19 protein-coding genes are annotated in these 25,162 nt (G+C 47.8%); 8 read left to right on the top strand and 11 right to left on the bottom strand.

Translation table 11 applies throughout. The features are described 5' to 3' along the window. From ACZ5DR_RS12525 to ACZ5DR_RS12510, 4 genes are all read left to right on the top strand, one after another. The gene (locus ACZ5DR_RS12525; protein ID WP_377369821.1) at nt 1-1,206 is read left to right on the top strand and encodes an Arm DNA-binding domain-containing protein; all 1,206 of its coding nucleotides are present in this window, start codon (nt 1-3) and stop codon (nt 1,204-1,206) included. Then, entirely contained in the window at nt 1,199-1,837 is a 639-nt protein-coding gene (locus ACZ5DR_RS12520) for a hypothetical protein (RefSeq protein ID WP_377369820.1), read from the top strand. The genes ACZ5DR_RS12525 and ACZ5DR_RS12520 overlap by 8 nt, the downstream gene beginning before the upstream one ends. A 94-nt stretch (nt 1,838-1,931) precedes the next feature. Then, on the top strand, nt 1,932-2,318 hold the full coding sequence (locus ACZ5DR_RS12515; protein WP_377369818.1) for a hypothetical protein: 387 nt from the start codon (nt 1,932-1,934) through the stop codon (nt 2,316-2,318). A gap of 292 nt (nt 2,319-2,610) precedes the next feature. Next, nucleotides 2,611-3,264 carry a hypothetical protein gene (locus ACZ5DR_RS12510; RefSeq protein ID WP_377369816.1) on the top strand — a complete coding sequence of 218 codons (654 nt, stop codon included), beginning with the start codon at nt 2,611-2,613 and terminating at the stop codon, nt 3,262-3,264. An 11-nt stretch (nt 3,265-3,275) separates the two neighbouring features. On the opposite strand, the gene ACZ5DR_RS12505 is transcribed toward ACZ5DR_RS12510, so the two are convergent. The 4 genes from ACZ5DR_RS12505 to ACZ5DR_RS12490 form a co-directional block, all read right to left on the bottom strand. Then, entirely contained in the window at nt 3,276-4,250 is a 975-nt protein-coding gene (locus ACZ5DR_RS12505) for an FtsZ/tubulin family protein (RefSeq protein ID WP_377369814.1), read from the bottom strand. Next, nucleotides 4,247-5,869: a PcfJ domain-containing protein gene (locus ACZ5DR_RS12500; RefSeq protein ID WP_377369812.1), complete on the bottom strand. Its 1,623-nt coding sequence runs from the start codon at nt 5,867-5,869 to the stop codon at nt 4,247-4,249. Before ACZ5DR_RS12500 ends, ACZ5DR_RS12505 begins: the two co-directional genes overlap by 4 nt. A gap of 11 nt (nt 5,870-5,880) precedes the next feature. After that, the gene (locus ACZ5DR_RS12495; protein ID WP_377369810.1) at nt 5,881-6,744 is read right to left on the bottom strand and encodes a hypothetical protein; all 864 of its coding nucleotides are present in this window, start codon (nt 6,742-6,744) and stop codon (nt 5,881-5,883) included. Nucleotides 6,745-7,550: 806 nt separating this feature from the next. Beyond that, a complete protein-coding gene (locus ACZ5DR_RS12490) occupies nt 7,551-7,790 on the bottom strand; it encodes a hypothetical protein (protein WP_377369808.1) in 240 nt (79 codons plus the stop codon). A 740-nt stretch (nt 7,791-8,530) separates the two neighbouring features. On the opposite strand from ACZ5DR_RS12490, the gene ACZ5DR_RS12485 reads away from it, so the two are divergent. The 3 genes from ACZ5DR_RS12485 (at nt 8,531) to ACZ5DR_RS12475 (ending at nt 12,883) form a co-directional block, all read left to right on the top strand. After that, nucleotides 8,531-8,692, top strand: coding sequence for a hypothetical protein (locus ACZ5DR_RS12485; protein WP_377369806.1), 162 nt, complete (start codon nt 8,531-8,533; stop codon nt 8,690-8,692). A gap of 313 nt (nt 8,693-9,005) precedes the next feature. Then, nucleotides 9,006-11,006 (top strand): DEAD/DEAH box helicase family protein, encoded by a 2,001-nt coding sequence (locus ACZ5DR_RS12480; RefSeq protein WP_377369804.1) that lies wholly within the window; start codon nt 9,006-9,008, stop codon nt 11,004-11,006. Beyond that, nucleotides 11,006-12,883: a DEAD/DEAH box helicase family protein gene (locus tag ACZ5DR_RS12475; protein WP_377369802.1), complete on the top strand. Its 1,878-nt coding sequence runs from the start codon at nt 11,006-11,008 to the stop codon at nt 12,881-12,883. The genes ACZ5DR_RS12480 and ACZ5DR_RS12475 overlap by 1 nt, the downstream gene beginning before the upstream one ends. A gap of 62 nt (nt 12,884-12,945) precedes the next feature. Here ACZ5DR_RS12475 and pglZ read toward each other — a convergent pair whose 3' ends face one another. From pglZ to ACZ5DR_RS12450, 5 genes are read right to left on the bottom strand one after another with little or no spacing between them, the layout of a single operon-like run. Continuing rightward, a complete protein-coding gene (gene pglZ, locus ACZ5DR_RS12470; protein WP_377369800.1) occupies nt 12,946-14,976 on the bottom strand; it encodes a BREX-1 system phosphatase PglZ type B in 2,031 nt (676 codons plus the stop codon). Beyond that, nucleotides 14,973-18,626 (bottom strand): Eco57I restriction-modification methylase domain-containing protein, encoded by a 3,654-nt coding sequence (locus ACZ5DR_RS12465; protein ID WP_377369798.1) that lies wholly within the window; start codon nt 18,624-18,626, stop codon nt 14,973-14,975. The genes pglZ and ACZ5DR_RS12465 overlap by 4 nt, the downstream gene beginning before the upstream one ends. Before the next feature lie 31 nt (nt 18,627-18,657). Further along, complete coding sequence (gene brxC / locus ACZ5DR_RS12460; protein WP_377369796.1) at nt 18,658-22,098, bottom strand: BREX system P-loop protein BrxC; 3,441 nt, start codon at nt 22,096-22,098, stop codon at nt 18,658-18,660. 9 nt (nt 22,099-22,107) lie between these two features. Then, nucleotides 22,108-22,656 (bottom strand): BREX protein BrxB domain-containing protein, encoded by a 549-nt coding sequence (locus ACZ5DR_RS12455; protein WP_377369795.1) that lies wholly within the window; start codon nt 22,654-22,656, stop codon nt 22,108-22,110. Then, complete coding sequence (locus tag ACZ5DR_RS12450; protein WP_377369793.1) at nt 22,649-23,449, bottom strand: hypothetical protein; 801 nt, start codon at nt 23,447-23,449, stop codon at nt 22,649-22,651. Before ACZ5DR_RS12450 ends, ACZ5DR_RS12455 begins: the two co-directional genes overlap by 8 nt. 246 nt (nt 23,450-23,695) lie before the next feature. On the opposite strand from ACZ5DR_RS12450, the gene ACZ5DR_RS12445 reads away from it, so the two are divergent. Continuing rightward, nucleotides 23,696-23,986, top strand: coding sequence for a helix-turn-helix domain-containing protein (locus tag ACZ5DR_RS12445; protein WP_377369791.1), 291 nt, complete (start codon nt 23,696-23,698; stop codon nt 23,984-23,986). Between the two features lie 298 nt (nt 23,987-24,284). Here ACZ5DR_RS12445 and ACZ5DR_RS12440 read toward each other — a convergent pair whose 3' ends face one another. Next, nucleotides 24,285-24,803, bottom strand: coding sequence for a type II toxin-antitoxin system HipA family toxin (locus ACZ5DR_RS12440; protein ID WP_377369998.1), 519 nt, complete (start codon nt 24,801-24,803; stop codon nt 24,285-24,287). Between the two features lie 11 nt (nt 24,804-24,814). Then, complete coding sequence (gene tnpB, locus ACZ5DR_RS12435) at nt 24,815-25,120, bottom strand: IS66 family insertion sequence element accessory protein TnpB (RefSeq protein ID WP_464543617.1); 306 nt, start codon at nt 25,118-25,120, stop codon at nt 24,815-24,817. Nucleotides 25,121-25,162: the final 42 nt, after the last annotated feature.

Raw genomic sequence — 25,162 nt, 5'->3', positions numbered from 1 at the left:
ATGGCTAGTGTCAGTATCCGAAAGGAAACCAATACGCTATATCTTGACTTTCGCTACATGGGAAAACGTTGTCGAGAACAAACAACTTTGAAACCCACTCTGGCGAATCGTAAAAAACTCGAGCGCACTCTAGTGCAAATTGAGTCCGAGATGATCTCAGGGACTTTTCGCTACAAGACTTACTTTCCAAGCAGCAAAGTTGCGGAGCAGTTCACGGAACTTGAGCTACAAATCCATAGCCCTGAAGAGTGGAAAGCTCTTAAAAACCAAGGTGAAATACCCACTTTTGAAGTATTCATTGAAGGCTGGATTGATCGCAATAAGATCTCATGGCGCAGATCACATATTGTGAACATCGAGAGCATCGTCAAGAAATACTACTTGCCTTTCTTTGGAAAGCTAAAGGTCGACGACATCACCCGTAATGACATTCTTAAATTTCGAACCTCACTCGCCAAAGTTCCGGGTCGAAATGGTAAAGAAAGCCTAGCCAACACACGCATAAACAAGATCATTAATCCATTAAAACGCATATTTGAGGACGCCGCCGACGAGTACAACTTTACCACGCCATACATTCGTATCAAGCCTTTGAAGAGCCCTAAAACTGATGCATTCCCATTTACACTCGAAGAAGTAAACCTCATTCTTGATACCGTTCGACCAGACTATCGAGACTACTTTCTAATTCGGTTTTTTACCGGTATGCGTACTGGCGAGATAGATGGCTTGAAATGGAAGTATGTCGATTTTTCACATCGAGTCATAAAAATTCGTGAGACCATTGTTGCAGGTGAAGAAGATATTACCAAAACTGAATCGTCAGTCCGCGACATTCACATGAGTACTCCAGTCTATAACGCCCTACTCCGCCAGAGAAAACACTCAGAGCATTTTGAGAAATTTGTGTTCTGTAATCGTCATGGTGAAGCGATCAATCATAACAATGTAACGCAGCGTATCTGGTATCCACTACTAAAACGTCTAGGTCTAGAGAAGCGTCGCCCTTACCAAACGCGTCACACCGCAGCGACTTTATGGCTTGCTTCCGGCGAATCCCCTGAGTGGATTGCTCGTCAGATGGGCCATGCCAATACATCAATGCTCTTTCGAGTCTACTCACGATACGTTCCAAACCTAACACGTATGGACGGCTCAGCCATTGAAAAGTTATTACAAAGCAAACTGGGGGCGAAATATGCATAGCTTGAATGCTCAACCTAACCTATCAGAAGCCATGACTCACCAACGCTTCAAAGGCTGTTATTTGCTAGCGTCCGTACAAATGAAAATCACAGCATCAGGCTGGCCCGTTCGCATAGCGACGATTAAAGATGTACAGGATCACAACACCTTAGAGCTACGTTTACTCGGCAATCATTTTTTAGCGATTAATCACTTCATTGGGGATTACGTCCAACTGGAAGCAGCAATTAAACGCTTTCGAAATGGCCACTTCTATTATTTAGCATGGTACGAGCCCGTTGTTGAACCTCTAACGACACCAAAGGCGTTAGGTCAAGCTACGGCTAACTCCAAAACAGATCGCGAACGCTTCCTACAAGCCATTAGGCAACGCATACAATTTTTACCGTCACAATCTGAACAGTCATTTTGTTTTAATGTATTGAGCAATCTCAGTCATGAGACTTCAACAGACGTGATGAAATGCTTATCCGAGCAATTACACACACTTGATGATGACACGTTCATTCTAGAACTTGCTTATCATGTGAATAAGCAGAATGATGATGTCGGTGCGACTGGCGAACTATTGAGTCAGCTTATTAATATGCGCCCTTATGAAATCTGGGAGCATCGGGTACTTGGTTTCTAACGAATTAGGTCGCTGTTTGAATTTCCAAAGCAGCGACCTAACGAGTATATTTTCATTTGAAATGCTCTAATCCCCGCTGATAGAAGGTAATGCAATGCTCGATAATGACATGACAGGTATCGAAAGAACCGCAATCGAATGGTTGGAAACAATGCGCTCCGAAGATAGGTGGAATCTTACAACAGATGAAATGTGCATTTTATTAGCCACTTCAATAGAACAATATCAAGCATGGTTAGAGCTTGCAGCTGACGAAGTAGACTTCAAGCTCGATGAAAACACTCTGATGCGAGCCAGTGTATTAGCAGGTGTTCACAAGGCATTGGCTTCAACAGCTCCATCGGGACAGGAATATACTTTTTTTAATAGAGCAAGCAAGGCTTCACCATTCGACGGGCGTACAGCGAAGGAATTGCTGCTAGACGACCCCTCTATCGAAAATTTATTTCTTGTCAGAAATTATTTTGGATCACGTATGTAACCACCAGCCAGATCTCAGCGAGTGATGTTTACGTTACCCACTAGATCATTTTCAAAATATCACTAGCGATACTTGCAGATACAGTACGTTATTATTGACGTGATAGTTACTGCCACAAATATAGCGATTTCAATAAACATTATTACTCACCTCGTTTCTTGGAGCTTTGTTAGCTCTCGTGATTTAGAGTCTTCATAGTACTCATTACTATAATCTTTCATTGCGCTTCTGCAATCATCCATATAGTTTTATCATTCAAGCCATTACCTCTAAATGAATGCTAGGACGCAATATGAATTACACGGAGTTAAAAGCACGCCACCGTTCGGAACGCGAGAACTACGCGTCAAACGCATTATCCTTGAGACTTCATCGAGCACTTAGCTGGCTCAATAAAGCCGAACAAGTGGAGGATGATGACTCAAAATTTATCTTTCTGTGGATTGCTTTCAACTCTGCGTATGCACAAGAATCAGGTCAAAAGCACTACGATACTGAACGAGAACGTTACATCGCTTTCATCGAGCGTTTGGTCTCATTGGACTCTGAGAAAAAGCTCTACAATCTAGTTTGGAGCCAATACTCCAGTAACATTCGCTCTATACTTAACAATCAATTTATTCTTGCTGATTATTGGCGATTCCAGTCTGGAGACATCAAAGAAAACGCTTGGATTGAAGCAAAAAACAAAGCAATGAAAGCCGCGCACACCGCTTTAGCACATAATGACACGACAACCGTGCTGTCTATCATCTTGTCTCGCCTCTATGTTCTAAGAAACCAAATCATGCACGGTGGAGCGACTTACGGTAGTGGTGCCAACCGTCAGCAACTGGCGGACTGTTCGGCATTGATGTTTGATATCGTTCCGCTCTTTATCGAACTTATGATGGCAGGACAGCATCAAGTATGGGGCGATGCCGCCTACCCTCTGATTGAGCATTAACACGCTATGAATCACTTCGATATTTGATTAACAAAAAGCACAACACGAAAGCTGGGGGTATCCCAAACACTAAACCCGCTGGTCAAATCTGCATAGCTTGATAACTGTTCATGAAGCGCTTCATTGATCTCTGCATAATCAGCGAGAGTGAAAGACTCAGGCGCCCAAATATGCATCAGAATCTTGGTGATACTATCGTCATCTTCTAAAGATTGGGCGTCTTGTAGCAATGGAAAGTCAGTAATCTTCTCAATGATGGATTCAGAGTCCTCGGCTTCGATAACGCTGCCTCTCCCTACTCCATGACCCGACAAAACCGATAGCAAGTGAGCAAAATCAATCCGTGCAATCGCCTCACTATCAATGGTTGCCAACAATCCCGAGACCAGTTCATTGATATAGTGGTTTGCGGCTTCCAAAGCATCGTCGAGCCTGACGTCCGCACCTAACGCCTGCTGTAGCTTGGCATTTTCTAGAACAAAGGTCGTTCCCGCTAGATTGCGACAACGCTCAATTAACGTATCAGCTAAGACTAAACGTCGCTTACCTTCAAAGCTGAAAGGGCGCACGATAAATGCAATGGTCGGCACACGAAGCTGTTCACATACTTCTAGTAATACTGACGTAGCCCCCGTACCAGTCCCGCCACCACCTGCGCTAACAGTGATGACTAAGTCTGCGCCTTGAATCAGTGCTTCGAGACCCTGGATTGACTCACGAGCAGACTGCTCGCCAACATGAGGCATCGAGCCGGCTCCAAGGCCTTTCGTAAGTACCTCTCCTATTGGGATCTGTACTGGGGCTTTTGTTAACTTGAGCTCTCGTTGGTCTGTATTGATTGCAGCCAAAGTCACCTTTTCAGCTATGGCAGAATGCATCATTATTTCCACTGCACTGCATCCACAGCCTCCAATCCCCACCAATAGAATATTAGGTACTCGATCTTCGGCCAGCGCAAACATCATTTCGGATTGGCTTTTACTCATAACCCCTCTCCTTGCTCTAATATCATCCAATCCTGCTCTCCATTGGCTACTGCAAGCCACCATTCCAAAAAATCTGTATCATATTGACGTCGAGTCCCATCACGACGGACGGCATTAATCACTTCCCAACGACCATCGCCCAAACACTCAAATTCAATCACGCGTTCTTTACCTGGTTCGTCCACTCGATAGACATAACGCTCACCATTTCGAATCTGCTCAATAGTGCTTTGAATATGCCCATTCATATAACGTTGCTCGTTATGAAACATGCCCTCCGTTTCGATGGCTGTCATACGTCCATCTGACTCGTACGGTGGCAGTGGAAAGAACACATCATTAGGCTTTGCAATTAGAGCTCGACGACGCTTTTGATAAGTCGCCAAAGAACCTTCATATTGATCAAACCAATCCTGTACCGCCTTTAACGTTTCCGGTGTCGCCTCGGCATTTTCACGGCCTTTGATCTGCCCTAGATTCCAGACACCGTTCAAACAAGTCAGCTCTACCGTTGCACGCTGTTCGCCCAAATACTGATAGATATAACATTCACATTGTTTGATTGCGTCACTGTAACTGGCCACACAATGCTTCATCCGCTCACTCTCTTCGATTAGGGCGAACCCTGTACGGATCGGCTTAATCAACTCAGAACCCTCTAAAGGCGGTTTAGGAAAGACACTATACAACCCTGCTTCGTTGGGTAGCGCCTTAATCAAGCGTTCTGTCCATTTATCATGACGCTTTTTAAGCCCAGCAAACGAACACAAGCGATCAAAGTGGCTGCAAGCAGGAATGCCTAGTGCCTTACCAATACGCTGAGTATCTACAGCAATATTCTTCACTTCCCACAGCCAACTGCGAATATCTTTGCCTGAGAGCGATTTGACCTCTTCTAAGTCTTCTTTCCATTGGCGAATATCCACCGGCAAATCAAACAAAGTCTGAATTTGTAAGAAAGACACACTCGCTTGCCCGAAACCATTTAGATAAGCGACGTGCTGCGGATCACGTAACCATTTTTGCAGTCGTTGCCAATCATGCACATCACCTACATTGGCGCTCACTTTTCGTAGCCACTTGAGCATCCATTTCTTACGATGTCCTGCCACAAGCTCTAATAAATCTACACGCGGGCGTGTTAACCAATGCTCGACATCATCCTTTGCCAACTGCGCTTGCTGGGCATGGTCCAAGAACAGCCAGGCCAAATTAAAATCTGACTCACACAGTTGTTTAAACGCATCAGATTGATGGCACATATTGAGCATCGAGATCTGTAAATACCGAACCGACAGAGCTATCTTTTTTACGTCATCAGGTAAGAAGCGCACTACTTCAGCCAAGATTGGGCACGTTTGTGCCCAAGTCAGCAATGGCAAACCCGCGTCCTGCTCGATCTCCTGCCAGCGGTCGTCATTAAGCTTACTGCGCTTAATGACTATGCCTTCGTGAATCGGTAGATAGGGTTGAATCAGTAGCCTCTCTTTGATTGGGTAGGTAATCTCCCAAACCAGTGCTGAGCTCTCTAAGTAGAAGGCCTCATCGTGAGCTTGCAAAGCGACGAGCTCTGATAATCGCTTGTCACGGGTTTCTATGTGTTCACGTAAGATCGCCATATCAGTGCTCCTTACTTCTTCGACTTACGTGATCCATTACGGTTGATTTTGCGGGGCACCCACTCGTCAGACGATCGTGGCACAGCCTTTAGCGGCGCTTTCTTTTCGCCTGGTTTATCGTGCAGTTCAAACGTAATCGATTTAACGCTAAGACAATCCGAGCGATGACCAACGATCTTAGCCAGCATGTGTTCTAATATCTCATAAAGCTCGGCTTGTGCGTGCTGCTCATCACCGTACGCCACCATGGTACGATCGCCATCTTTCAAGATGTTCTTACGAGAAAGTTTTACCTTGCCATCTTTCTCATCGAAACAACCAAAGCTACCGCACTCAACACTTTCGCCGTTATCCCATAGGAACCACTTCTGCTGTTGATCTGGATACCAAATTTGGCTGCTCTCCACATGAAACCAAGGCTCTACCTTCGAGGTACCTTCTCGCCAAGTACGCACATCGACCGCACGTAGGAATCCCGTCTCATTGATTAATTCCTCAAGTTCGAAGTACTCCTCGAAGTCCTCTGCTAGCTCCTCAAAGTCGATCCACTCTTCAAGGTCCTCCACCGAAGCAATGTAAATAGGATCTGTCGCGAAGGAATCCAAGACACGCTGACGCGATACCCAGAACGTCGCCGCCAAGTTAGCGTCGTTATAGACGCGTTCTTCCAAAGCATCGACTATGGCTTTTTTAAGGCGCTGCGCCGCACTGCCCATTAAATAATTAGCGTGATCATTGCGCTCATCAAAGGTGTACAAGTCAAACTCATACACATACTTCACACGGGGAATATAGAAATCCGGCTCAATCTTACCCATATTGTGAACTGGGTTTGAATCCGGAAAAAATCGTAAATTGCGAGAATGAATAATCATAGAAAGTGTCCTTATGTCTGTCGTTCAACAAGGACTACTTTAACACTACCAAGCGACAGAATAAATCGATATATATCATTGATTTTAAAGGAAAAGTTTAACTAAAACCGTAACCATAACACACCGCCTAACTCAATAAACGTCAACTAAAAACGGCACCATTTTTGACGCTAGAACTTAGCCAGACGAGACTATAAATACCTACAATCCTCCCCTCAAAATAAAGGTTTAGCGCATGAAATTCGGACAGTGGCAGGGTTATAAAATGCGCTAAAGGGACTTAGCGGCAACACAGCTGCAAGCAAAGAGAATCTATATGCCCAATATCGGAATATTTTGGTATTTCAATGGAAAGATCATTGGTCGTAGCCGACCTTTTCAGGAAGGAGAATGCAGCCTACCAGGCCTGTGGGACACACCGGATAATCATGTCAACCTATGGGAACACGCCCCCGATATCATCCAACTGCCAAATGAACTTAGGCATTTGGAATATCAGTCCATACCGAAAGGGAGAGTCCTTTACAACCAGCATAGCAAAACAGCCATGGTGTATAAGGATAGAACGCTCTTCAACGATGGCAGTAAATCAGCTATTCGTGACTTCTTCGAGCTACAAGGCAACAGAATAAAGTGGTGTCGAGACCCTCATTACCAAGTGTTCTAGATTGACTCAGTACCAACAGAGCAACCACCAAAAAATCAAGTTTGAGTAAACATGAGCTTGCTTTGCGACAAGCTCTGCTAATCGCTTGTCACAGGGTGCTATGTGATGTGTTCACGTAAGATCGCCATATTCCACCGTCTTATTTCTTGGGCTTACGGGAAACGCTACGGTTAATCCGTTGTTTATGCACCCATTCGTCTGAAGTAGTCGGTATCGCTTGTAACGGCTGAGTTTTTTCCTCTTCCGTTTGATGCAACTGGAACTTAAGTGACTGTACACTGATTTTACCGACCGGATGATTCACGATCTTGGACAATAAGGTTTCAATGATATAAAACAGCTCGGCCTCTGTGTGCTGGGTATCACCATACGGCATCATGGTTCTATCATCGAGATCCAACGACCAAAAGTAACACGGCATTGTCTGTCATCTGCGAATGGCACAGGGTTTGTAGACATAGAGATTAGAACTTCTTGGCGTGTGTTCTGACAGTCTTTGTTCTCATCATCCCAGCCATGTCCGAACTGATCTCGACTGTACGTAGTTGCTTTTGAAGAACTTGATGTTGTGTCTTTTGCAGGGCTCTGAGAAGGGCTTAAAGACTGGCCTTTAGGTAATCTCCCCCCGCTGGCAAGACAGGCTTCAATCGTCTCATACGCAGTGAAATTCTTTGTTCGAAAGTAATACTCAGTGTTAGGCCTGTGGCAGATAGAAGACTGACTTCTTTACTGGTTGGTCTGCCCAAGCAGGTTGGAAGAGGCATAAAAGGATGAGTGATGTTAGCAGTGTCTTCATGAATTGCATTGAGTGGCGCTCACAGTTGTCCATAGGTGATGCCTGAGTGTAACCAATTGAGGGGCTTTGAATAAGCATTGAGAGTGCCTACTGGTAAGACACTCCCAATTCTCTTGAGTGACCTAATGGATGATTGGAGGTGCTGGAAGTGGCTGACCTGTCGCACTAAACATGGCAGTAAGACGCTCTGGAAGATCGTCAAAATTGACCACTAGCAGGAGTTGCTCTTCTTGTGGTGAATATTACAAAACCAAAAGTAGACATGACCTAAACCCCATTACAGGTAAAAATGGTCTTAATCTTAATATCTTCGATCTTTCGCGTTGGATTACGCCTTAGCATTTGAAGTCGCTGAGTACTTTCGTTTATCTGCGACAGAGGCTACCCGCATTTATGATGAAGTGTTGGGTGCGGTGGGAGGCTGTAGCCAGCAAGATATTAGTCACAGGGAGCAACTTCTAAAGCTGGTTGCGTTTAATGTATGAGTGAATATCAATTTATTAAATAAGTATTAAAGTTCAATAAATCACTTAATGGTTTTTATATCTGATTTAAATAGATTGTCCACTTATAATGTCGTACTTGAGTGCTACTGAGGAATCTTCCCCTTGGAAGGGGTTGATAATGAAATGCGAAGAAAATGAATGTTAGATGTCGAGTACGCTTCAGTAGCTTTTCAGGCATAAGGAAAAGTGTAGAATCAAAGGTTAAGTAATTAGAGCACTCTCCTGGCGACTGATCACGGTGTGTGGGAGAAGATCAAGAAACCATTTAGTTTTAAAGGAAAAGGAGTTCAGTATGTCTTCTATCGAGGCTCGTGCTGAGAAGATGCGATCTAAAGTGCATGACACGCTAAATTCAAGCGGAATGCATGAACACCAGCGTGAAGCGGCTAAAAAAACATTCAATGCGTTTGATGGCAATACTCGAGCTGTAGTCCTCGCTGCTGAGATGCAAGCGGGTAAGTCGGGTATATCAGTAGCTTTAGCCTGCCAACAACGCCTTAGTCTGTCAGATGAGGCCATTACAGATCGATCCCAGTTAAAAGATACTCTGTATATGCTGACTATGGTTGATACAGCACTTCTACAGCAAGCTGAGGATGATCTCAAGTCCGCTAAAAATGCTGTTGTCACCAACTTCAACCGATTTGAAAACGATATTGAATCCAACTTCAAAGGTTGTCCGCCCAAGTTGATCATTATTGATGAGTGTCACTATGGTTCCAACATAAGCGCGGTGCGCTACAACCGAGTATTTGATTACCTGGAAGAACACACCGACTGCAAAATAGTCTTCATTTCTGCAACGCCATTTGGTGCGCTCTACGCAGCAGAACAAGCCTACGATGAAGCCATAGAAATCGCAGAAGAAGCCGATTTGGATGGCGATGTGGAAGTAGCCCAGGAGGCGCAACAACTGGCCGAAAGAGCGGCACAGAACTCGATTCTGCGCAGAAGCTTTGGCACAAAGCTAGTTTTTCATCGTACCAGTGATGAGTACTTTGGTGTTCGCGAGATGCTGTCTGCAGACCTGGTTCATCCGTTAGTTGATGAAGAACGAAACTTCTCCACACAATCTTCAGCTCGCGATCGTTTCATGGAGAAATTTAACGCCTATGAAGGAGATGGTTGGGCTTTGGTCCGTGTTCCTGCTGGTACCGTAAATGACGCTAAATCATTCTTTCTGGAGCAGGGTGTTTCACCAGATAACATTTTTATTATTGGTAAGTCCCTCCAAGGGATTCCAAAAGACGATCAAACCGAAATCGAGCGATTCAAGCGTGAGTACGAAAATGCAGAAGGCTTTGATGAAAAATTCATCGCCATCACTGTTGCAGGCTGTCGTGCCGGTATCAACTTCGGTGGTATGAAAAACACTCTGATCTCTACTTGGGATAGTACGGTTGCCAGTGTTGCGGCTGTCGTCCAGGCTAATATTGGTCGTGGCTGCGGTTATCACAGCAACCATGAAGCCTTGCACTTTACCAACCTTCCAGCTGTTAAAGCCTATGCCGAATCACTCGACTTTTTAGAAGACAATACTAACGAGTTGGGGGCGTCGAATTTCGAGGGTTTACGCGAGTTTTTTGATGAGTTGTGCGATGAATACAACGTCCAAGGGTTGGATGTTGGACTGACAGTCAAACGAAAAAAACGTCGTCCGATTGGCGACGTGGACACCTATCATACGGGAGAATATGCAGTCGTTCCATTACAGCTTTTTACTGAGAAGCCAGACTACTCACTGTATACGAAAAACCAAGATTTCATTAGAGCACTGGAACTGATTACTGAAGAATATCTTAAGGATTCAGGCCCACGCCCTAAAGGTCATCGTGCCATGCGTGGGAAACAGAAGAATTGGCTTAAAGCTCAATGGGTTAACGGCGATAGTTATGATAACCCAGAGAAGGCTGGTCGCTTGGGTACAATGAAAGAGCGAACCTTGAAGTTTATCAATAGGTTGGAGAACAACGAACGAGTTGAGTACAACCAGATTGTTGCTCCAGGTAATGGTGAATCCTCTGCTGCAAAATCGGTTACCGCAACCATATTCAGTCGCTACAACCAATCTCGTAGGAATGTCACAAAAACTCAAATGAGTAACAGTGACTTGCAAGAAATTGCAGACCTGCTTGATGTACCACAAGACAATACGATCGTGGTCTTGTATGCACAAGGTGAGTTCGATGCTAAAACCACTCAGGCCAAAATCAATCACAACCAGCTTCCTGAGTCAGAAGGAACAGTAAATGATGAAAGCCAGTTCAGTGGCATTCCGGATGTAGTGTTTTAATGGCAGAGCTAATTGTCGAGCAAGTGAGCAAACACCGTCAGCGCGTTCTCGAAGCGCTGACGGAGCATACCTTTGAACATCAGCGCCAAGCAGCTGAGAGAACGTTTGAAAAACTCAATACCGGTTCAAGAGCGGTGGTACTGGCAGCCGAGATGCAATCCGGTAAGTCAGGCATTGCACTGGCGCTGGCCTGCTTACAACGCAACAGCCTAAGCGATGAGCAAATATGCGACAAGCAACTGCTGAAAGACGTGTTGTACCTGGTTACCATGGCCGATACTGCCCTGCTCGATCAGGCCCAGGAAGACCTGTTGCCTGCACGCAATGCCGTAGTCAGTAACTTCATACACTTCCGTTCTGCTATCGCACGGGATTTTAAAAAGCACCCACCAAAACTGATCATCATTGATGAATGTCACTACGGTTCAGCCAAATCGGCGATTCGTTACCGGGAAATCTTCAACTACCTGGAACAAGAAAACCTGCAAGGTAAGGTGGTGTTTGTATCGGCAACACCGTTCAGTGCGCTGTTTTCCAGTGGTGAAGACTCGATTCTGAAGCATAACTTCAACACCTCTATTGTGTTTCATAAAGCCAGTGCCGAGTACCGTGGTATTAGGCAAATGCACCGGGACCGCCAAATCACCAAAATCGCGGCCGATCAGCGCAACTTCTGCAATGACTCCCTGATGCGGCGGCAGCTTTTCCAGCACCTGGAAGACTTCGATGGCCCAGGCTGGGCCCTGATTCGTGTGCCACCCAACAACGCCAACGAAGCCAAACAAATCTGCATCAAGGCCGGATACTCCGCCGATCAGGTTTTTATCATTGGTCAGAGCCTGAAAGGGGTAGACGAAAACGAATTAACCTCGCTGACGGAATTCAAGCGCGAGTGTGAAGCGGCCATTGAGTTTGACGATAAAGTCATTGCCATCACGGTCGCCAGCTTTCGTGCCGGTATCAACTTTGGCCAGGATCTGAAGGCGCACTTGCTGGCAACCTGGGACAGCACGGTTGCCAATATCGCCGCCGTTGTTCAGGCAAACATTGGTCGTGCCTGTGGTTACCACCACAACACCCAAGCCATCCATTTTACTAACCTTGATGCCATCAGCGCCTACAGTGAGATCCTGGCTCACCTGGAAATGGCGAATACCGAACCCGACCTGCTGGCAATTCGCAGCACATTCGAAAGCATTTGCGAGCGTTACGACATCCAGGGCTTTGATCGCGGTTTAACGGATATTCCTGATCCGATCAGCCCGCAGAAAAACGATAAACCCGTTATACAGCAGAGCTACGAAGCCGGTGACTTTGCGGTGGTGCCCCTGCAGCTTCACGCAGACTCATTCTGCCCGAATCTGTTCACACCCAACGCCCAGCTGCAACGAGCAGCGGAGCTGATTCGAGATACTTTGCTAGATGATGAAGGGCCTGTGATTAAACCTAATCGTGCTTTACGTGGTAGTGACAAGAACTGGATCAAAGCACAGTGGGTGAATGGTGTCACTTTTGATGACTACAGTAACAGCATGAGCTCTGCTCGCTTTCGAGCCTTGCACTATCTGAGAGAACTGAAAGACGGTGCCAGCGTCGACTACGAAACCCTGGTGAATCTAGGCGGTGGTGAGAGTGTTGAAGAAAAAAGCGTGTATGCGGTGATTTTCAGCGTTTATAACCTGTCGGCTCAGGTCGACAAATTCAAGCGAGCAATTGACCAATACGAGATGGACGACCTGTGCCGTGAGCTTGATTTATCAAGCGATGACAGTGTGGTGATTTTGTTTGAACGCGGTAAATCAGCCACCAGCTCCCAGGATACAAAACCAACTACAACAGCTCAGTCACGCCAATCGGGCAGCTCCGTCTTCGACTGATTGAAAACGTCGGTAGTGGCTATTTTACAACTGACAAGCCACTACCGAAATTCAAAGCGCTCTCAGCGAATATCAATCACAGGCGTTAGACACTCCTGCAAACTCAGGCCACCGTGGTCGTAATGGGAACCTGCTCGGAAGGCTTTGATGCCTGGAGCAAAGGCAATATTAACATGGTTGTTCCAGTACCAGGGCGCCGTAATATGTTCACTGCTCGCGGCACTTTTCATCATAGCGCAACGCAACGTTTTATCGATGGTGGCGTTTTTGTTTAACGTGGCTTTTGGCATGCCACCGGGAACCCATAACCAGCCATGGTCGGTGACAATACGAATATGTTGCCAGCCTGCCTGCTTCAAACCGTGAACGCGGGCGATGACTTCATCGAGGATATCTGCGATGCGGCTTGGTAAGCGCAGCTGCTCTTTATGCCCCGCCTTATCCAGATCACCGGTTTGCACCCAGGCAAGGCCACTAGGATCACCGGTTTCAACTCCATCCAGATATTGCCAGCCTTCCTGCTCCAGCAACTTTTTAAAGCTGGTGGGCGACAGATCACTACCACTGCTTTTGACCCGAGGGATAAAGTTGCTGCTATCGACATCGCCATCAAGCAAGGCCTTGATCGGCATCACCGCTGCTTTGGCAGTGGCAGTCAGCGAAGGCAAGGCTGACCACTGCGTTGACACCGCTACGGAATAATCCACTTCCAGGCTTTTGGCAAATTCCCGCGCCACATCAAAACGCAGCCCGTCGACGAAAAACACCACCTGACTGGCGGTCTGGTAAGAAGCTGTAGCGCATTCCCTGATTTGATAGTCGCTGCTGTTGTATCCATTCTCTTTGATTAGTTTCTGGAAATATTCGGCGCGGCTTTCCAACCAAGGCGTGTAAATCACCTTCAGTACACCTTCGATCGCCTGACGATGGCTGTCGTGTTGAGCGCAGGCCATGGCTTGCAAAGCCGCGTAGTCCAGTTGCCAAAACTCACGTTCATAGGCACTGGCCATAATATCAATATCGGGCCCGCCAAAAGGTTTGTTTTTCAGTTCAACCAGTTTGTCAAAATGCGGCAACGCGCAGGCATAAGGGGTGTAACCCAAACGAGACCACAGGCTTTCGTTTCTACCTGCGTGTTCTGACTGCAATCGAGTAATCTCAGGCTCAATTTCCAGATCACTCTTGTTGGCCATATCTGCAAAAGTTTTGGCCAGCACCTGCTCCTCTTTCAAAGCGAGCGACAAATAGCATTCGGAATTGAGTGCCAACGCCAGCGGCTCAACTGTTTCCAGCTGTTTGAGCAACCCTGGCAGTCGTTCAGCCATATCCTCGAAGCGCGCCCACAGTGCCGACCAAACTGGCTGAGGCTGTTCACACAGGTTGGCTAAAAACGTGCTGCGATTGTTGGTATCGGCATTCAGGCCATATTCACGCTGGCAGTATTGCTGCAGCATGGTTTGGCGCATGGGCGACCAGCTATCTGCATTGGCTGGGTTATCCAACCAATGCAACAGATCACGAAGCGGGTCTTCTACCACCAGCGCACCCAATTCGGCAGAGGTAATGCGCTTGCCTTGCAGCGTATTCACCTCGGCTTCCAGCAAGGGCTCCAATACCTGTGACAGTGTCTCCTGGGTCACTTTGTCTTTGGCGATATCCAGTTCCAGGCCAATGGTGTTATTGGCCAAAAAGCCGGAGACCGTCCAGTCACGATTATTGTTGGGGGTGGACCACCAGCGGGAGCGATATTGCAGCTCGGCCAGCATGGCTAAATGGCCAGGGCAGGATTCAATGGCGCGAAGCTCACTGCGAGAAATACCAGGCAGATAAATCACAGGCACTTTGTCTGTTTCAAGCGGGCTAGCAAGACCTGCAATCACGCACTTAAGCCACACTGCCGGGCCGGTACGCTGCTCCGGGTTGTAGTCGCCCAGTTCCAGCAGCTCGGGCATGGCGCTTTTTAGCAGCGGCATGGCGGGTTGCCAGGCCGCGTCTTTATCCGTCCATAAAATCGCCGCCGGAGGCAAGGCCAGTAAATCGGCCTTATCCCCGAGCCTGCGAATATGTTTGATCAAGGCGTCAATAATCTTCATGCGTTGTTGCCGCCTTCCAGCTCAAGTGTGTCAGCACCTGCATCAACACCAGCGGCTTTGGCCTTTTCAGCCTGGGCTTTGGCATAGGCTTCACGCGCTGCCTGCTTTTCGGCTCGGGTCAGGTGGTGGTCATTAATGCGGTCACCCTCTTTACCACCGTATTCGAGGCCAAGGTAATACCAGGGGGCACTTGGCACATCCGAGCCCCGGTCTTTTTTCCAGTGGATATTGGGTTTGGCACGCAGAATACCCGCGCCTTTTTTAGCCACGTCTTTGGCGGTCATAAAGGGGCGAATATTCAGGCGTACACCGTCATTCAGGTCTGGCTGCCAACCGATCGGTTGTTCGTGTAATGGCTTCCAGCGAACGAAAATATCGTAACCGCCAGCACCATCATTGGTGGCCTCACCCTGTTTGATGGCTTCCAACTCGGTTTTCAGGGCCTGGGCGGCGCTTAACCGAATGTCCGCCCCATCCACACCCTGTTTAACCCCTTCGGCTTGCTGGCCAATCCAGTCGTTCAGGTAGGTATAAATCAAGCGGTCGAGGTTATTGGCATCAAGCTGATGGTAGTTTACCAACGCACTGAAACCGTCTTTTAAGCCATCCCAAACCTGCCAGATAAATGGGCGATGTTGGAATAGTTTGCAGTGCTGCTCAAAGAACTTATCGCGCAACCATACTTCCAGAGACTTGGCCCCGACGCTGGCCAATAACTGCTCACGCACAGTGTTTGACCAGGCATCGCCATAAGCGGCTTCCAACATCAGCTCCAGACGATGGGCTGCGGTTGCTTCACCACGCAGCGCAGGCAAACAGACGATGCCATCGTCATCAACCAAATCACCCAATAATTCATCGCAGCGATTTACCCAGGCGCGTTGTTCTTCTACCAGCTCCATCTCTGGGTCCAGCTCCGCAGGCCAGCGGTAACCTAATAAGCGTGCGGTAGCGATTTGCAACACCGAATCGTCGATACGCAGTTCACCTTCCTCAATCCATTTGGATTCGTCGCTCCAGATTACTGAGCCACAAGGGTGGCCATGAAAAATCCATTGAGTGGGATCGTTGGTGTAGGGTTGCGGGAGACCGTTGGGGTATTCTTCTTCGGCTACTTTTTCCCATCGCTGTTTGTCATAAACAATTTTTACTAATGTTGAATTTGTCACTTTTAAAGATTGATCAATTTCACGAACCGAGTCGTTGAAAAGCTCTGAAGCACAAAAACACCATATAGCTTCCATGCTTAGAGAGTCATCAGGAATTAATACTGCGGTGTTGTTATCAAAACGACATCCAGAGTAAATAGCTACAGGGAGATCTCCCATACTGCTGACAGCCAATCCAGGGTGCCCCCAAACATCCTGACCGCGTTTCCAGTTTTGGACGGCGTGATTCGTACCCTTCATTTCTTCAGCAAGAGAGTAAAGAGCTCCCTTGCCCTTTTGCCAAAATATGACTTGTTGCAATCCTGCAAAGTGCTGAGTTTGGGATACTGTCGATTGTAGAAACTCCCAGTTCTCTTGAGTAAGAATTTGCTCCCAAAAAAACCTATAAAAACGCTCACTATCACTTGTTAAACAGCCTGATCTATCAATTACACATTCTGAAAGCAACGCTTCCCCTCTAGATAAATCAAAACTCACTCTGAAATCTGGGTTTTCCAGCTGTACAGCCTGACTAACCGACTTCACTTCCTCTACCAGCAAGGCCTCGGCTTTATCCGAAGCTGTTTTGTAATCAGCAACATCTAAGCCACGCAGTTTATGGGTGTTTTTCTCGTCAGTATTGCCGAGCGACAGCGCTGGCTCTTTTTGGCCACGGGTAATTCCCAACAAGATGGCCTTCACTACTTCGCCAGAAATAGTTTCAAACGCACCACTCCCCATACGCGCCACCATATTCCAGGTATCCTGGGTCAGTAGCTGTTCGCGGAATTTTTTATAGCTAGTTAAAAATAGCCAGTTTTGTGGCAGCACCACACTGGTATGGCCTCCCTGGGTATTCATTTGAAGACAACGATCAAGGAACACCGTAGCTAAATCTGCCTTGGCACCTGAATGAAATGTTTCCGAGAAGTTTTTAAGTATCTCGTTCTGCTTACCACTCTTTAAATACGGCACATTGGTAATTACCCAGCTGTATTGCTGGCTAAGTAATTGCGCGGCCTTGGTCAGGCCCTGAGCGGCGACCTGGGCTTCAAAGGTAGTTGCATCGCTGCTGCTATCCAGCGCCTGGGTTAACGCTTGCTGCAGGGTTGGCCAGTCGACAATTTTCGCGGCGTCGCTGCGGCGTGGGTTAATCAGGCTACCCAACACCGGCGCGTGCTCGAAGGTTATTTGTAACCAGTCGAGGGCAATACTGAGATTGTTCTTTTTCTGCTCGGCGCTGTCTGCGATGGCTGTACTTTGAGCGGCAATTTCTTTTGCCAGTTGCTTCCATTCACCTTTAGCTGAACCAATAGCGGTGCCACTGCAGGCCAGTTGTAGCTCGGGCAGTTTGCGATAGCCCAGTGGCTTACCGGTTTCATCCGGGTAGCGCCAGGCTTCCAGGGCGATGGCGAAGGCGGCCAGTTCCACACAACGCTGATCCAGCTCCAAACCGTGCAGGTTCTGGCTCAGTACCTTGTTTACTGCCTCTTTGGCACTCAGGCCTTCGTCGGCCATACGCAGAGGTACCAACATCAAGAAGGCGGCCACCAAGAAGTGCCCCGAACCACAACAAGGGTCGATCACCGTGAGGTCTGGCAGCTGCTCTGGCCACTGTTCAAACGTGCCTGCGGCGGGTGCCCAGGCGTTGTTTTCGCTCGGTGGCTGGTCGGCGTTGGGTTTTACAAAGCGCAGATACTGCAGCGGTACACCCGGTAAACTGGCGGCTTGGCGCAGTTCGGCTTCGGTGGTGGTGGTGGTGATATCGTTTTGCGTGAGCTTGCGATTAGCCCACCAGGCACCCAAAGCGTTGTCGAGCAGAAAGCTCACCATATAGGGCTCGGTAAACAGCTGAGTCACCGGGCTCAGTTCTTCAGCTCCGATTTTGACGCCCGAGGCGTTCACGGCGTTTTTGCGTTCGCTCTGCCAAAACTGATACAGCCAGCCCAGAGCATCCTGGGCCTGAAAGGTGTCCGGGTGCAGATTAACAATCAGCTGTTCCAACTGACGTACCGCATCGATGGGCAGCACGATTTTGAGCGCAGGTGAGCTAGCACGGAATACCTGCGGCAGCATTTGAGCCGCCAGTACACCAGCCGCTTCCCAGCCATTACGAGCGTCCAGTTCAGAAGCCAGCTCGTCACATTCTTCCATTGTGACGGCATACCCTTCACATATCAGCAGGTTGTTTTGTGCCAAAAAATAGGCGAACAACATGCGGTGCCAGTGTTCGTAAGCGACTTCGCCCACCAGATGCTCAATTTGCTGGCTGTCGTCACTGTTTTTAATATCACCCAAAGTGCGGCCATGGGCACGCAGCTGGACACGCAGTTTGGCATCTTTGGGCTGCAAATAACTGGGCGCACTGCCTTCGCCAACACCCAGGCGTTCGATTTCTTCGCGTGCCGCTTTTTCGACCAGCGCACGGGCCTGACCAACGGTTTTTTCCAGCTGGCCACGCAGGGTTTTGTTCAGTGGTTGGCGCATATGAGTTGTTGTCATGTGATTACCTGTTGATTCCTACTCACTGCCGTTAAATAACGGAGACTGGGCCATTGGAGAGCTTGGCGCGAATGCTGGCTTCAGACTCTGCCAACCATTGTTTCAGCTCATCTTCGTTACTGATCACTTTGCGTGGCGCATGCAGGGACTGTACACGTGGCTGCAGACGACGGACGGCCTCGGCCCGTGCGCGATCAAATTTGGAAATCAGCGAGGCGGTGCGGTCTTGCCATTGCCCCAGGGAGCAACGCTCCAGACTGGTCAGCACCTTGTCGTTACTGCTCAGATCCAATGGTGGCATGGTAGAAACACTGAACTGCTGCAGCACCTCTTGCTGCTCGTTGGCCTGTAATTTTTGCCACTGTTCATCCGATTCCAGCTGCAGTAAGCAGCGGTCATATTCTTTCTGATACTCGCTCTGGTGATGAACAATGGCATCACGCAGTTTCGAAATGGCATCGCGAATCAGCGGCTTAACCGGGTTAGGATCAGCCAATAGGCTGCGGTTACTGATAATGGCCTGTTGTTCTTTTTGCAGATCGACATAAAAGGCCATATCCCGGCACAGTGGCATCAGGCTAAGGAATTCACTCCAATCCTTTTGGCGTTCTTTAATCAGCTCAATTTTGCCTTGCCACTCTTCCACATCCGCTTTGATCTTTTCCTGATTAATGCAGATTTCTAGCAGCAACTCGTTACCTGAGTACTGCATGATGTCATCCAGGTAACTCGGCACCGGACTCGCTGGCAGTGGTGCATCCCCCCCCGCCTGTCGGGCAATGGCCTTGGCTGCCTGCAAAGCAGGCATTGCGGCACTGGCTTCTTCGCCAGGCTGCACTTGCTGCCCTAGCACCTGCAATACGCCCTTCACCTTGATCAGCTGCATATTGGTCAGCTGTACCTTTTCTGGCTTAAAGTTGGCTTTGGCAATATCACGGCGTTCCAGGTTTTTGGCATCTACTGCCTGACCATTGATATTGGCGTTCAACTGGCTGCTGGCCAGCATCGCGACCAGGGCACCGTCAATGGCATCAGATGGCCAGCCGTAAGGTTCACCCAAGAAGTTCTGTTGAATTTCCTTGCCGGTTTTGCCAACCCCCAGATAACGGCTGATCGCTTCTGTTACCGGGTGACTATTACCCTTACTGCCGCTTAATAAATCGAGAGCAGTTTCGCCTCCGGTTTTACGGGCAGCGTTGTAGACCTGAGCCCACTTTGGATCGTCCGCTTTATCAAAGTCCGTGTACAAACGCTCAATCGCTTTACGACCAGCACTTGTCAGTTGTTCGGCGGTGGTATCGCCATCAACATCGCTGCCACCGGCCATCTTGATTTGAATGCCAGCAAAGATTTCTTTGTTGATGACATCGATTCGGCCTTGGGCGACCGCCATACGGTGCTCCATGGCAGCTTTGGCATCACGTCCCGCTTCGGTTTTAGGTGTACCTTTATTGCTTAGGGTCTGCTCTGCAGCTTTCAGCTCGATCATGGCGTCAACCAGATCGCTCTTATGCAGATTCGGCACATACAGCAGAATAGTCGCCTGATCAGAAGTGGCTCCTCGAGCGGTGTGAAGGAAATTTTTCTCTGAATCGTTGTGAACCCAAACATAGAGCTTGTCTTTCGCATCGGCTGGCAAAGTCGATTCGAAGCAGGTACTCAGTGGGCGCGGTTCGGCACACTGGCCTTGAGTCAGGCGAGTTTGACCGACCATTCGGCGAATGTGAGTTTGCACCATCTCCAAACGCATGTTTTCAATGCGATTCAGGTTGCCATTCAGCTGGTTTTGTTCTGATTTAAAGTGGTCGTACCACTGGGCACTTTCAGGCGTTTGCAGGCGATATTCGTTGTGACCGTGCTTGTTCTGGAAGGTCATCAACAGACCTTCTTTCACCAGCTCATCCAGCAAAGCTGGCACCTGTTGACGCATGCTGTTTTTCTCGCCCGCCAGATCTTCGATCATCAAATCGGCAAGGTAGTCAGCTGTCGCAACAATGCCGTGGTCAACGTCGGTTGGAAGCTTACCAATCAACAACACCAGTGCCAGCACACGGGCCTGCTGTTGCTCAGTTGAATCACCGTCTGCTTTGCGGCTGATAGTCTCGTGAATGTCTTTCGAGATGACCTGTGCTTGAACCAGCTGGGTTTTCAACTGGTCATAGATGAAGTCTGCAGGCAGTATGTTACCGAGCGCCTTGTCTGCGGTGCTTTTACAGGCATCGTGCACAATTCTTAGTTGGGTGCGCAGCTGGGAAACGGTACCGGTGGCATCCAGGGCGTGTAGAACACGGTCCCAGAAGCGACGGCGAACTGGCAGCAGTGGATAATCGGCCACCATGTTCTTTTCATCAACCGCACTGTGTTCAATGACAGAGCCATGTAAGTGGCGGGATATTTCGCCCAGATGGCTGTTCAACTCAGCCTGAATCTCTGCGCGGGCAGATTCTTTCTTCTGCAGGATCACTTTACGGATTACCGAATCCACGTCGGTATCTTCCAACTGTACTTTCAGCTGGAAACGCCCCATCAGGCGCTGCAGGTTTTCGTTACTGCTCAACGCGCTCTGACCGGTTGCGACAAAAATTACTCGTGACTTTAGCAAAGAGGAGGAACAAAGCTTCTCAACCACGTGCTGTACATCGTGAGCGCGGTCTACTTCGTTACCAATAAACTGCTGAACTTCATCCAGCACAATAAGAGTCAGTGGTATTTCACCGTTTTCTTCCAACACATCAAAGAAGGTTTGCTGCAGCTCAGCGTCGCTGATTTCTTCCGTTTTTTGGAACTGACTTGCGAGGAGCTTACCAACAGCAACCGGAGATTCTGCCAAGTCCGGGATGTGTTTAAGCAGTATTTTATGGAGGTCTGGGGCCACATATAAATTACGTAGAGCTTTGGTCCATTGCTGCTCACCCAGCTCTTGTTTAATGGTGTTTAACAGACCTTGCTGTTTCAGCCAGATGCAAAAACGTGCAAGGTGGTATTGCTCAGGCATCCCCAATGAGCGAAACAAAATAGCGAGTACAGCCAAACGAACGTTTTTGGTTCCTGCGCTACCGATGGTACCAGATGCATGATGTTTGCCTGGCGTTTGTACTGCGATGCTATCCAGCTCGTTAAAAAGCTCGATAGTACTGTAGGGTAGATCTGCCAGTGATCGTGCGCTTTGGTCAGCAATATTCTCATTGGACCAAAGGGCCGCAAGCATTTTCGCCAGATGTGATTTACCCGAACCGAAGAAGCCCGAGATCCATACCCCTTGCTGTTCTTCTCGGCCTTTAAAGCAGCTAATGAACTGCGACAGTATATCTTCAACGCCTTCCTGGTAACGGCCATCACAAACGAAGGTTTTTAGCTCGTATTCCAGTGTTGCCAGGGATTCTGCATCACGGCTATCACCAACTTTAGCGACCCCCTGGTTTTTCAACAGGTGAGTGGTCGGATCGTTTTGGTAGATGTCTTTGTTTAACATGAGAAGTCCTTATCCTTTTAATGCAGTTGCCAGATAGCCCCAGCCGTTTTTTGCATCGAGTAGTCGATAGGTGTTGCCGTCTTTTTCTCCTGGGAAGAAGACCAACAAGCGACCTTGAATAACGTCAGCTAACTGGCGAACCAAATCGGAGACAGAAGTAATACCAAACAAGGTGCCACAACCCAGTAGTGCCACTGCGGTTTTGCTGGCGTCACTTTCATTGTTTGCTTGAATTTTTTGACGTAATTCCTTCACCAGGTCTTCAGCGAAGAATTCGTAGTTTGCTTCCAGGTATTCTGGATTTTCGTAATAGGCCTCAGCGTAGTCTTGCTCAGTCAGCCATTTTTCAAATGAATGGGTTATATCGAGTAACAGCCACTGGTAGCCATGCCAGGTGGTGGCCTGTTCAAAGGCTTCAACACGAGCGCGCAGTTTTAGTTCATCTTCCGGTTTGTAAATGGCAAAAATAGAGCGCTCCTCACCGGAGGCAACTACGGGCCAGCTGAGACTAATGTGACTCTCATACTCTTTGAGAAGGTTGCTGATGCGATCAGCCATTCAGAATTTCCTTTTCGTGTTCGTTTAACCAATTTGGGAAACGTATCTCAACAACTTCCCCTGCATGGGTGAATTTAATCAGTCCGCGGCTATGTGCATTATGTGCCTGTGCGACGATCTCATCTTGATTTAGGCCAAGCAGCTTCACCCACTGACTCTTCAACGCGATGCTACCATCCTCACCATTCAAATGAGCGATGAACAGAGCAAAAGCCACATTAGAAGCACCAACGCTTGGCTGACTCCTCACCTTCTTAGTACGGCCTTGTAGAAAACCAGCTTGGGTCAGGCTGCCGTTGATGTTTTGGGCAAACGAACTCAGCGATGATGGACTATAGCCACCTGGATTATGTTGCTCTAGCAACTCTATAGTATGTTCTTTGCTGTAAGGCTCACCAGCGGAGATTGAGCTCAACATCGGTAGCGCTAGACGAAGTAGGGGGTCGCGGCAAAAAGCCAGCTGCAACGCCAATATAGGCCGTTTTTGTGCGTCTGTCTGCTCCCACAGGGCTAGAAAGTTGCGGTACAGACAAACGTCCGTTTTCAGGCTGTATAAATCCACTAAGTGTCGATACGTTAGTTTACGGCTATTCGCGGTACTTTTATGCAACACGTTACAGTGAATGATGTCATCTTTAATCGTTTGCAAAGGCGAACCATGAGGGTGCAAAGTTAACAGTTCGTTGAGTTCTGTAATCATCATGCTTCGCGCAGAGTGCGCACCACTCATGCCAAACTTGAAGCCTAGCTGTTCTAATTGAACTTTATCGGAATGAGCCGCCATATTTCTCAAAATTATCTCCAGACTTTGCGTCTCAGCCAACAGTAGTTGGCAATTATAACCTTCAGCATATACACGTTGCCAAGTTGTTGTACATTATATATTTATGAGAAATATAAGTGGCTTACAGGGCTACATTTCTTCAAGGTAGATATAACGATAGTAAGCCCTTCAACGCCTTTGAATTTACGGTTCAACAAGTGTTCTGAAATATGGCTGGGGTGTCAATAGAGGCTGTCCACCACTTGGTCTTTTCGGATGAATTTTACCTTACTTGATGATACCGATGTAAGCCAAGCTTATGTGGCTTATTTACGTGAGTTACGCAAGCAGGCAAAACTGTCACGAGCGGCGCTTGCTGAGCGAAGCTGCGTACCTGCGGCCACCATTAAGAAATCTGAGCTGACCGCGCAAATTTCATTTCGCCAATTGCTTTTGCTATGGCAAACCCTTGATTCGCTAGATAGACTTTATCAGCTCACACAACCTAGCAAAGAACGCGCTGCTATGCCCATGAGTATTGATGAGGTGCTAAAAGATGAGTTTTAAACCCATTCAAAAACTCGCCGTAACTCGCACCTTAAGCTCAGGTGAGCAGGTTGCTGTAGGGGTCTGGCGCAGAATCGGCAAGGTGTTTTTTCCAGTATGCAGACGGCTATTTGCAGCAGTTTGGTAATTTATCGCTTTTTACCTTGCAACCGAATACGCAAGTTCAAGCCGCACCTAAAGCGCCGCATCAAGGTCTACAAACTGTTACCTGTGAAGTCACTTTGTGTAGACCTATAACTGCTGAATTTCCCCGTTCGGTAAAACGTATAGAGGAGTACTCAACTCGCATTGCACACTTTTATGCGAGTATAAAGCAGTCCCTCAATAGCTCCCTTTCTTCTTTGCTGATGCCCGCTTGTTGAGCAAGGGCTTCCCATTGAGAAACGGCTTTTAACAATCTTTGGTGGATGGCCTTGGCTTTACTTTCAGTAACGTGAAAATACGCTGCAACGTCAAATGCTAAGTCAATCGAAAGCGCGTTGCTTACGTCATCAATATTAAGGTGTAGACCAGTAGCGTATAACATAGGATTGATATCGTAAGCAGGAGATAGCCGCCAACCAGAGGGCTCCAGAATGAATCCATGATTTCTAAGATGATCATCACAATTAGATACCATAATATTAAACAGTATTCTGGTCCAAAGTTGTTCAAGATCTGCCTGAGTATTCGAGCCGTGTTGGATCAAAAACTCAGCCAACTCTAAGTAACTTGCCCCTTCATCCTGGCCATCAAAGTACTCTAGTTGAGTCATCGCAGAGCTGAAGTGTAACCGCTTCCCTGTTTCGGTACGGTCGAACCTTTTTGTTAAAAAAATATGATAAATCCTCAGCAGAGGGCCTCATAGTGCAAGGTTTTATGGCCTTTCATTAAGCCAAGATCGTAGCCATCTAACAGCCAGTTAATCTGTTCGCCGGTGAGAGATAGCAACTCATCCGATGCTTTGGGCCATTTAAACTTTTCTTCTGCCAAACCTTTGTAATAAAGCACGAAGCCATTGTCTTCCCACATCACGCACTTGATCTTATTACGATGCCGATTAGTAAAGGCATACAAGGCCCCAGAAAATGGGTTATGTCCAAGTTCTTGTTCAATCAACACCGCTAACCCATGAGCCTGCTTTCTAAAATCCACAGGGTCTCGGTACAAAAATATCTGGGGTAGATTTAAAGCAGG

It is taken from the genome of Marinomonas vaga (assembly GCF_055388305.1).
Note: the sequence above shows the minus strand (reverse complement) of the source record. Positions and strands in the feature narration are given on the sequence as shown.

What these genes read in the sequence shown, in the direction of transcription:
- ACZ5DR_RS12505 (WP_377369814.1), bottom strand. Translation starts at nt 4,250, where the DNA reads ATGAGTAAAAGCCAATCCGAAATGATGTTTGCGCTGGCCGAAGATCGA.
- ACZ5DR_RS12510 (WP_377369816.1), top strand. Translation starts at nt 2,611, where the DNA reads ATGAATTACACGGAGTTAAAAGCACGCCACCGTTCGGAACGCGAGAAC.
- ACZ5DR_RS12500 (WP_377369812.1), bottom strand. Translation starts at nt 5,869, where the DNA reads ATGGCGATCTTACGTGAACACATAGAAACCCGTGACAAGCGATTATCA.
- ACZ5DR_RS12475 (WP_377369802.1), top strand. Translation starts at nt 11,006, where the DNA reads ATGGCAGAGCTAATTGTCGAGCAAGTGAGCAAACACCGTCAGCGCGTT.
- pglZ (WP_377369800.1), bottom strand. Translation starts at nt 14,976, where the DNA reads ATGAAGATTATTGACGCCTTGATCAAACATATTCGCAGGCTCGGGGAT.
- ACZ5DR_RS12465 (WP_377369798.1), bottom strand. Translation starts at nt 18,626, where the DNA reads ATGACAACAACTCATATGCGCCAACCACTGAACAAAACCCTGCGTGGC.
- ACZ5DR_RS12490 (WP_377369808.1), bottom strand. Translation starts at nt 7,790, where the DNA reads ATGATGCCGTATGGTGATACCCAGCACACAGAGGCCGAGCTGTTTTAT.
- ACZ5DR_RS12515 (WP_377369818.1), top strand. Translation starts at nt 1,932, where the DNA reads ATGCTCGATAATGACATGACAGGTATCGAAAGAACCGCAATCGAATGG.
- ACZ5DR_RS12525 (WP_377369821.1), top strand. Translation starts at nt 1, where the DNA reads ATGGCTAGTGTCAGTATCCGAAAGGAAACCAATACGCTATATCTTGAC.
- ACZ5DR_RS12445 (WP_377369791.1), top strand. Translation starts at nt 23,696, where the DNA reads ATGAATTTTACCTTACTTGATGATACCGATGTAAGCCAAGCTTATGTG.
- ACZ5DR_RS12455 (WP_377369795.1), bottom strand. Translation starts at nt 22,656, where the DNA reads ATGGCTGATCGCATCAGCAACCTTCTCAAAGAGTATGAGAGTCACATT.
- ACZ5DR_RS12495 (WP_377369810.1), bottom strand. Translation starts at nt 6,744, where the DNA reads ATGATTATTCATTCTCGCAATTTACGATTTTTTCCGGATTCAAACCCA.
- ACZ5DR_RS12480 (WP_377369804.1), top strand. Translation starts at nt 9,006, where the DNA reads ATGTCTTCTATCGAGGCTCGTGCTGAGAAGATGCGATCTAAAGTGCAT.
- brxC (WP_377369796.1), bottom strand. Translation starts at nt 22,098, where the DNA reads ATGTTAAACAAAGACATCTACCAAAACGATCCGACCACTCACCTGTTG.
- ACZ5DR_RS12520 (WP_377369820.1), top strand. Translation starts at nt 1,199, where the DNA reads ATGCATAGCTTGAATGCTCAACCTAACCTATCAGAAGCCATGACTCAC.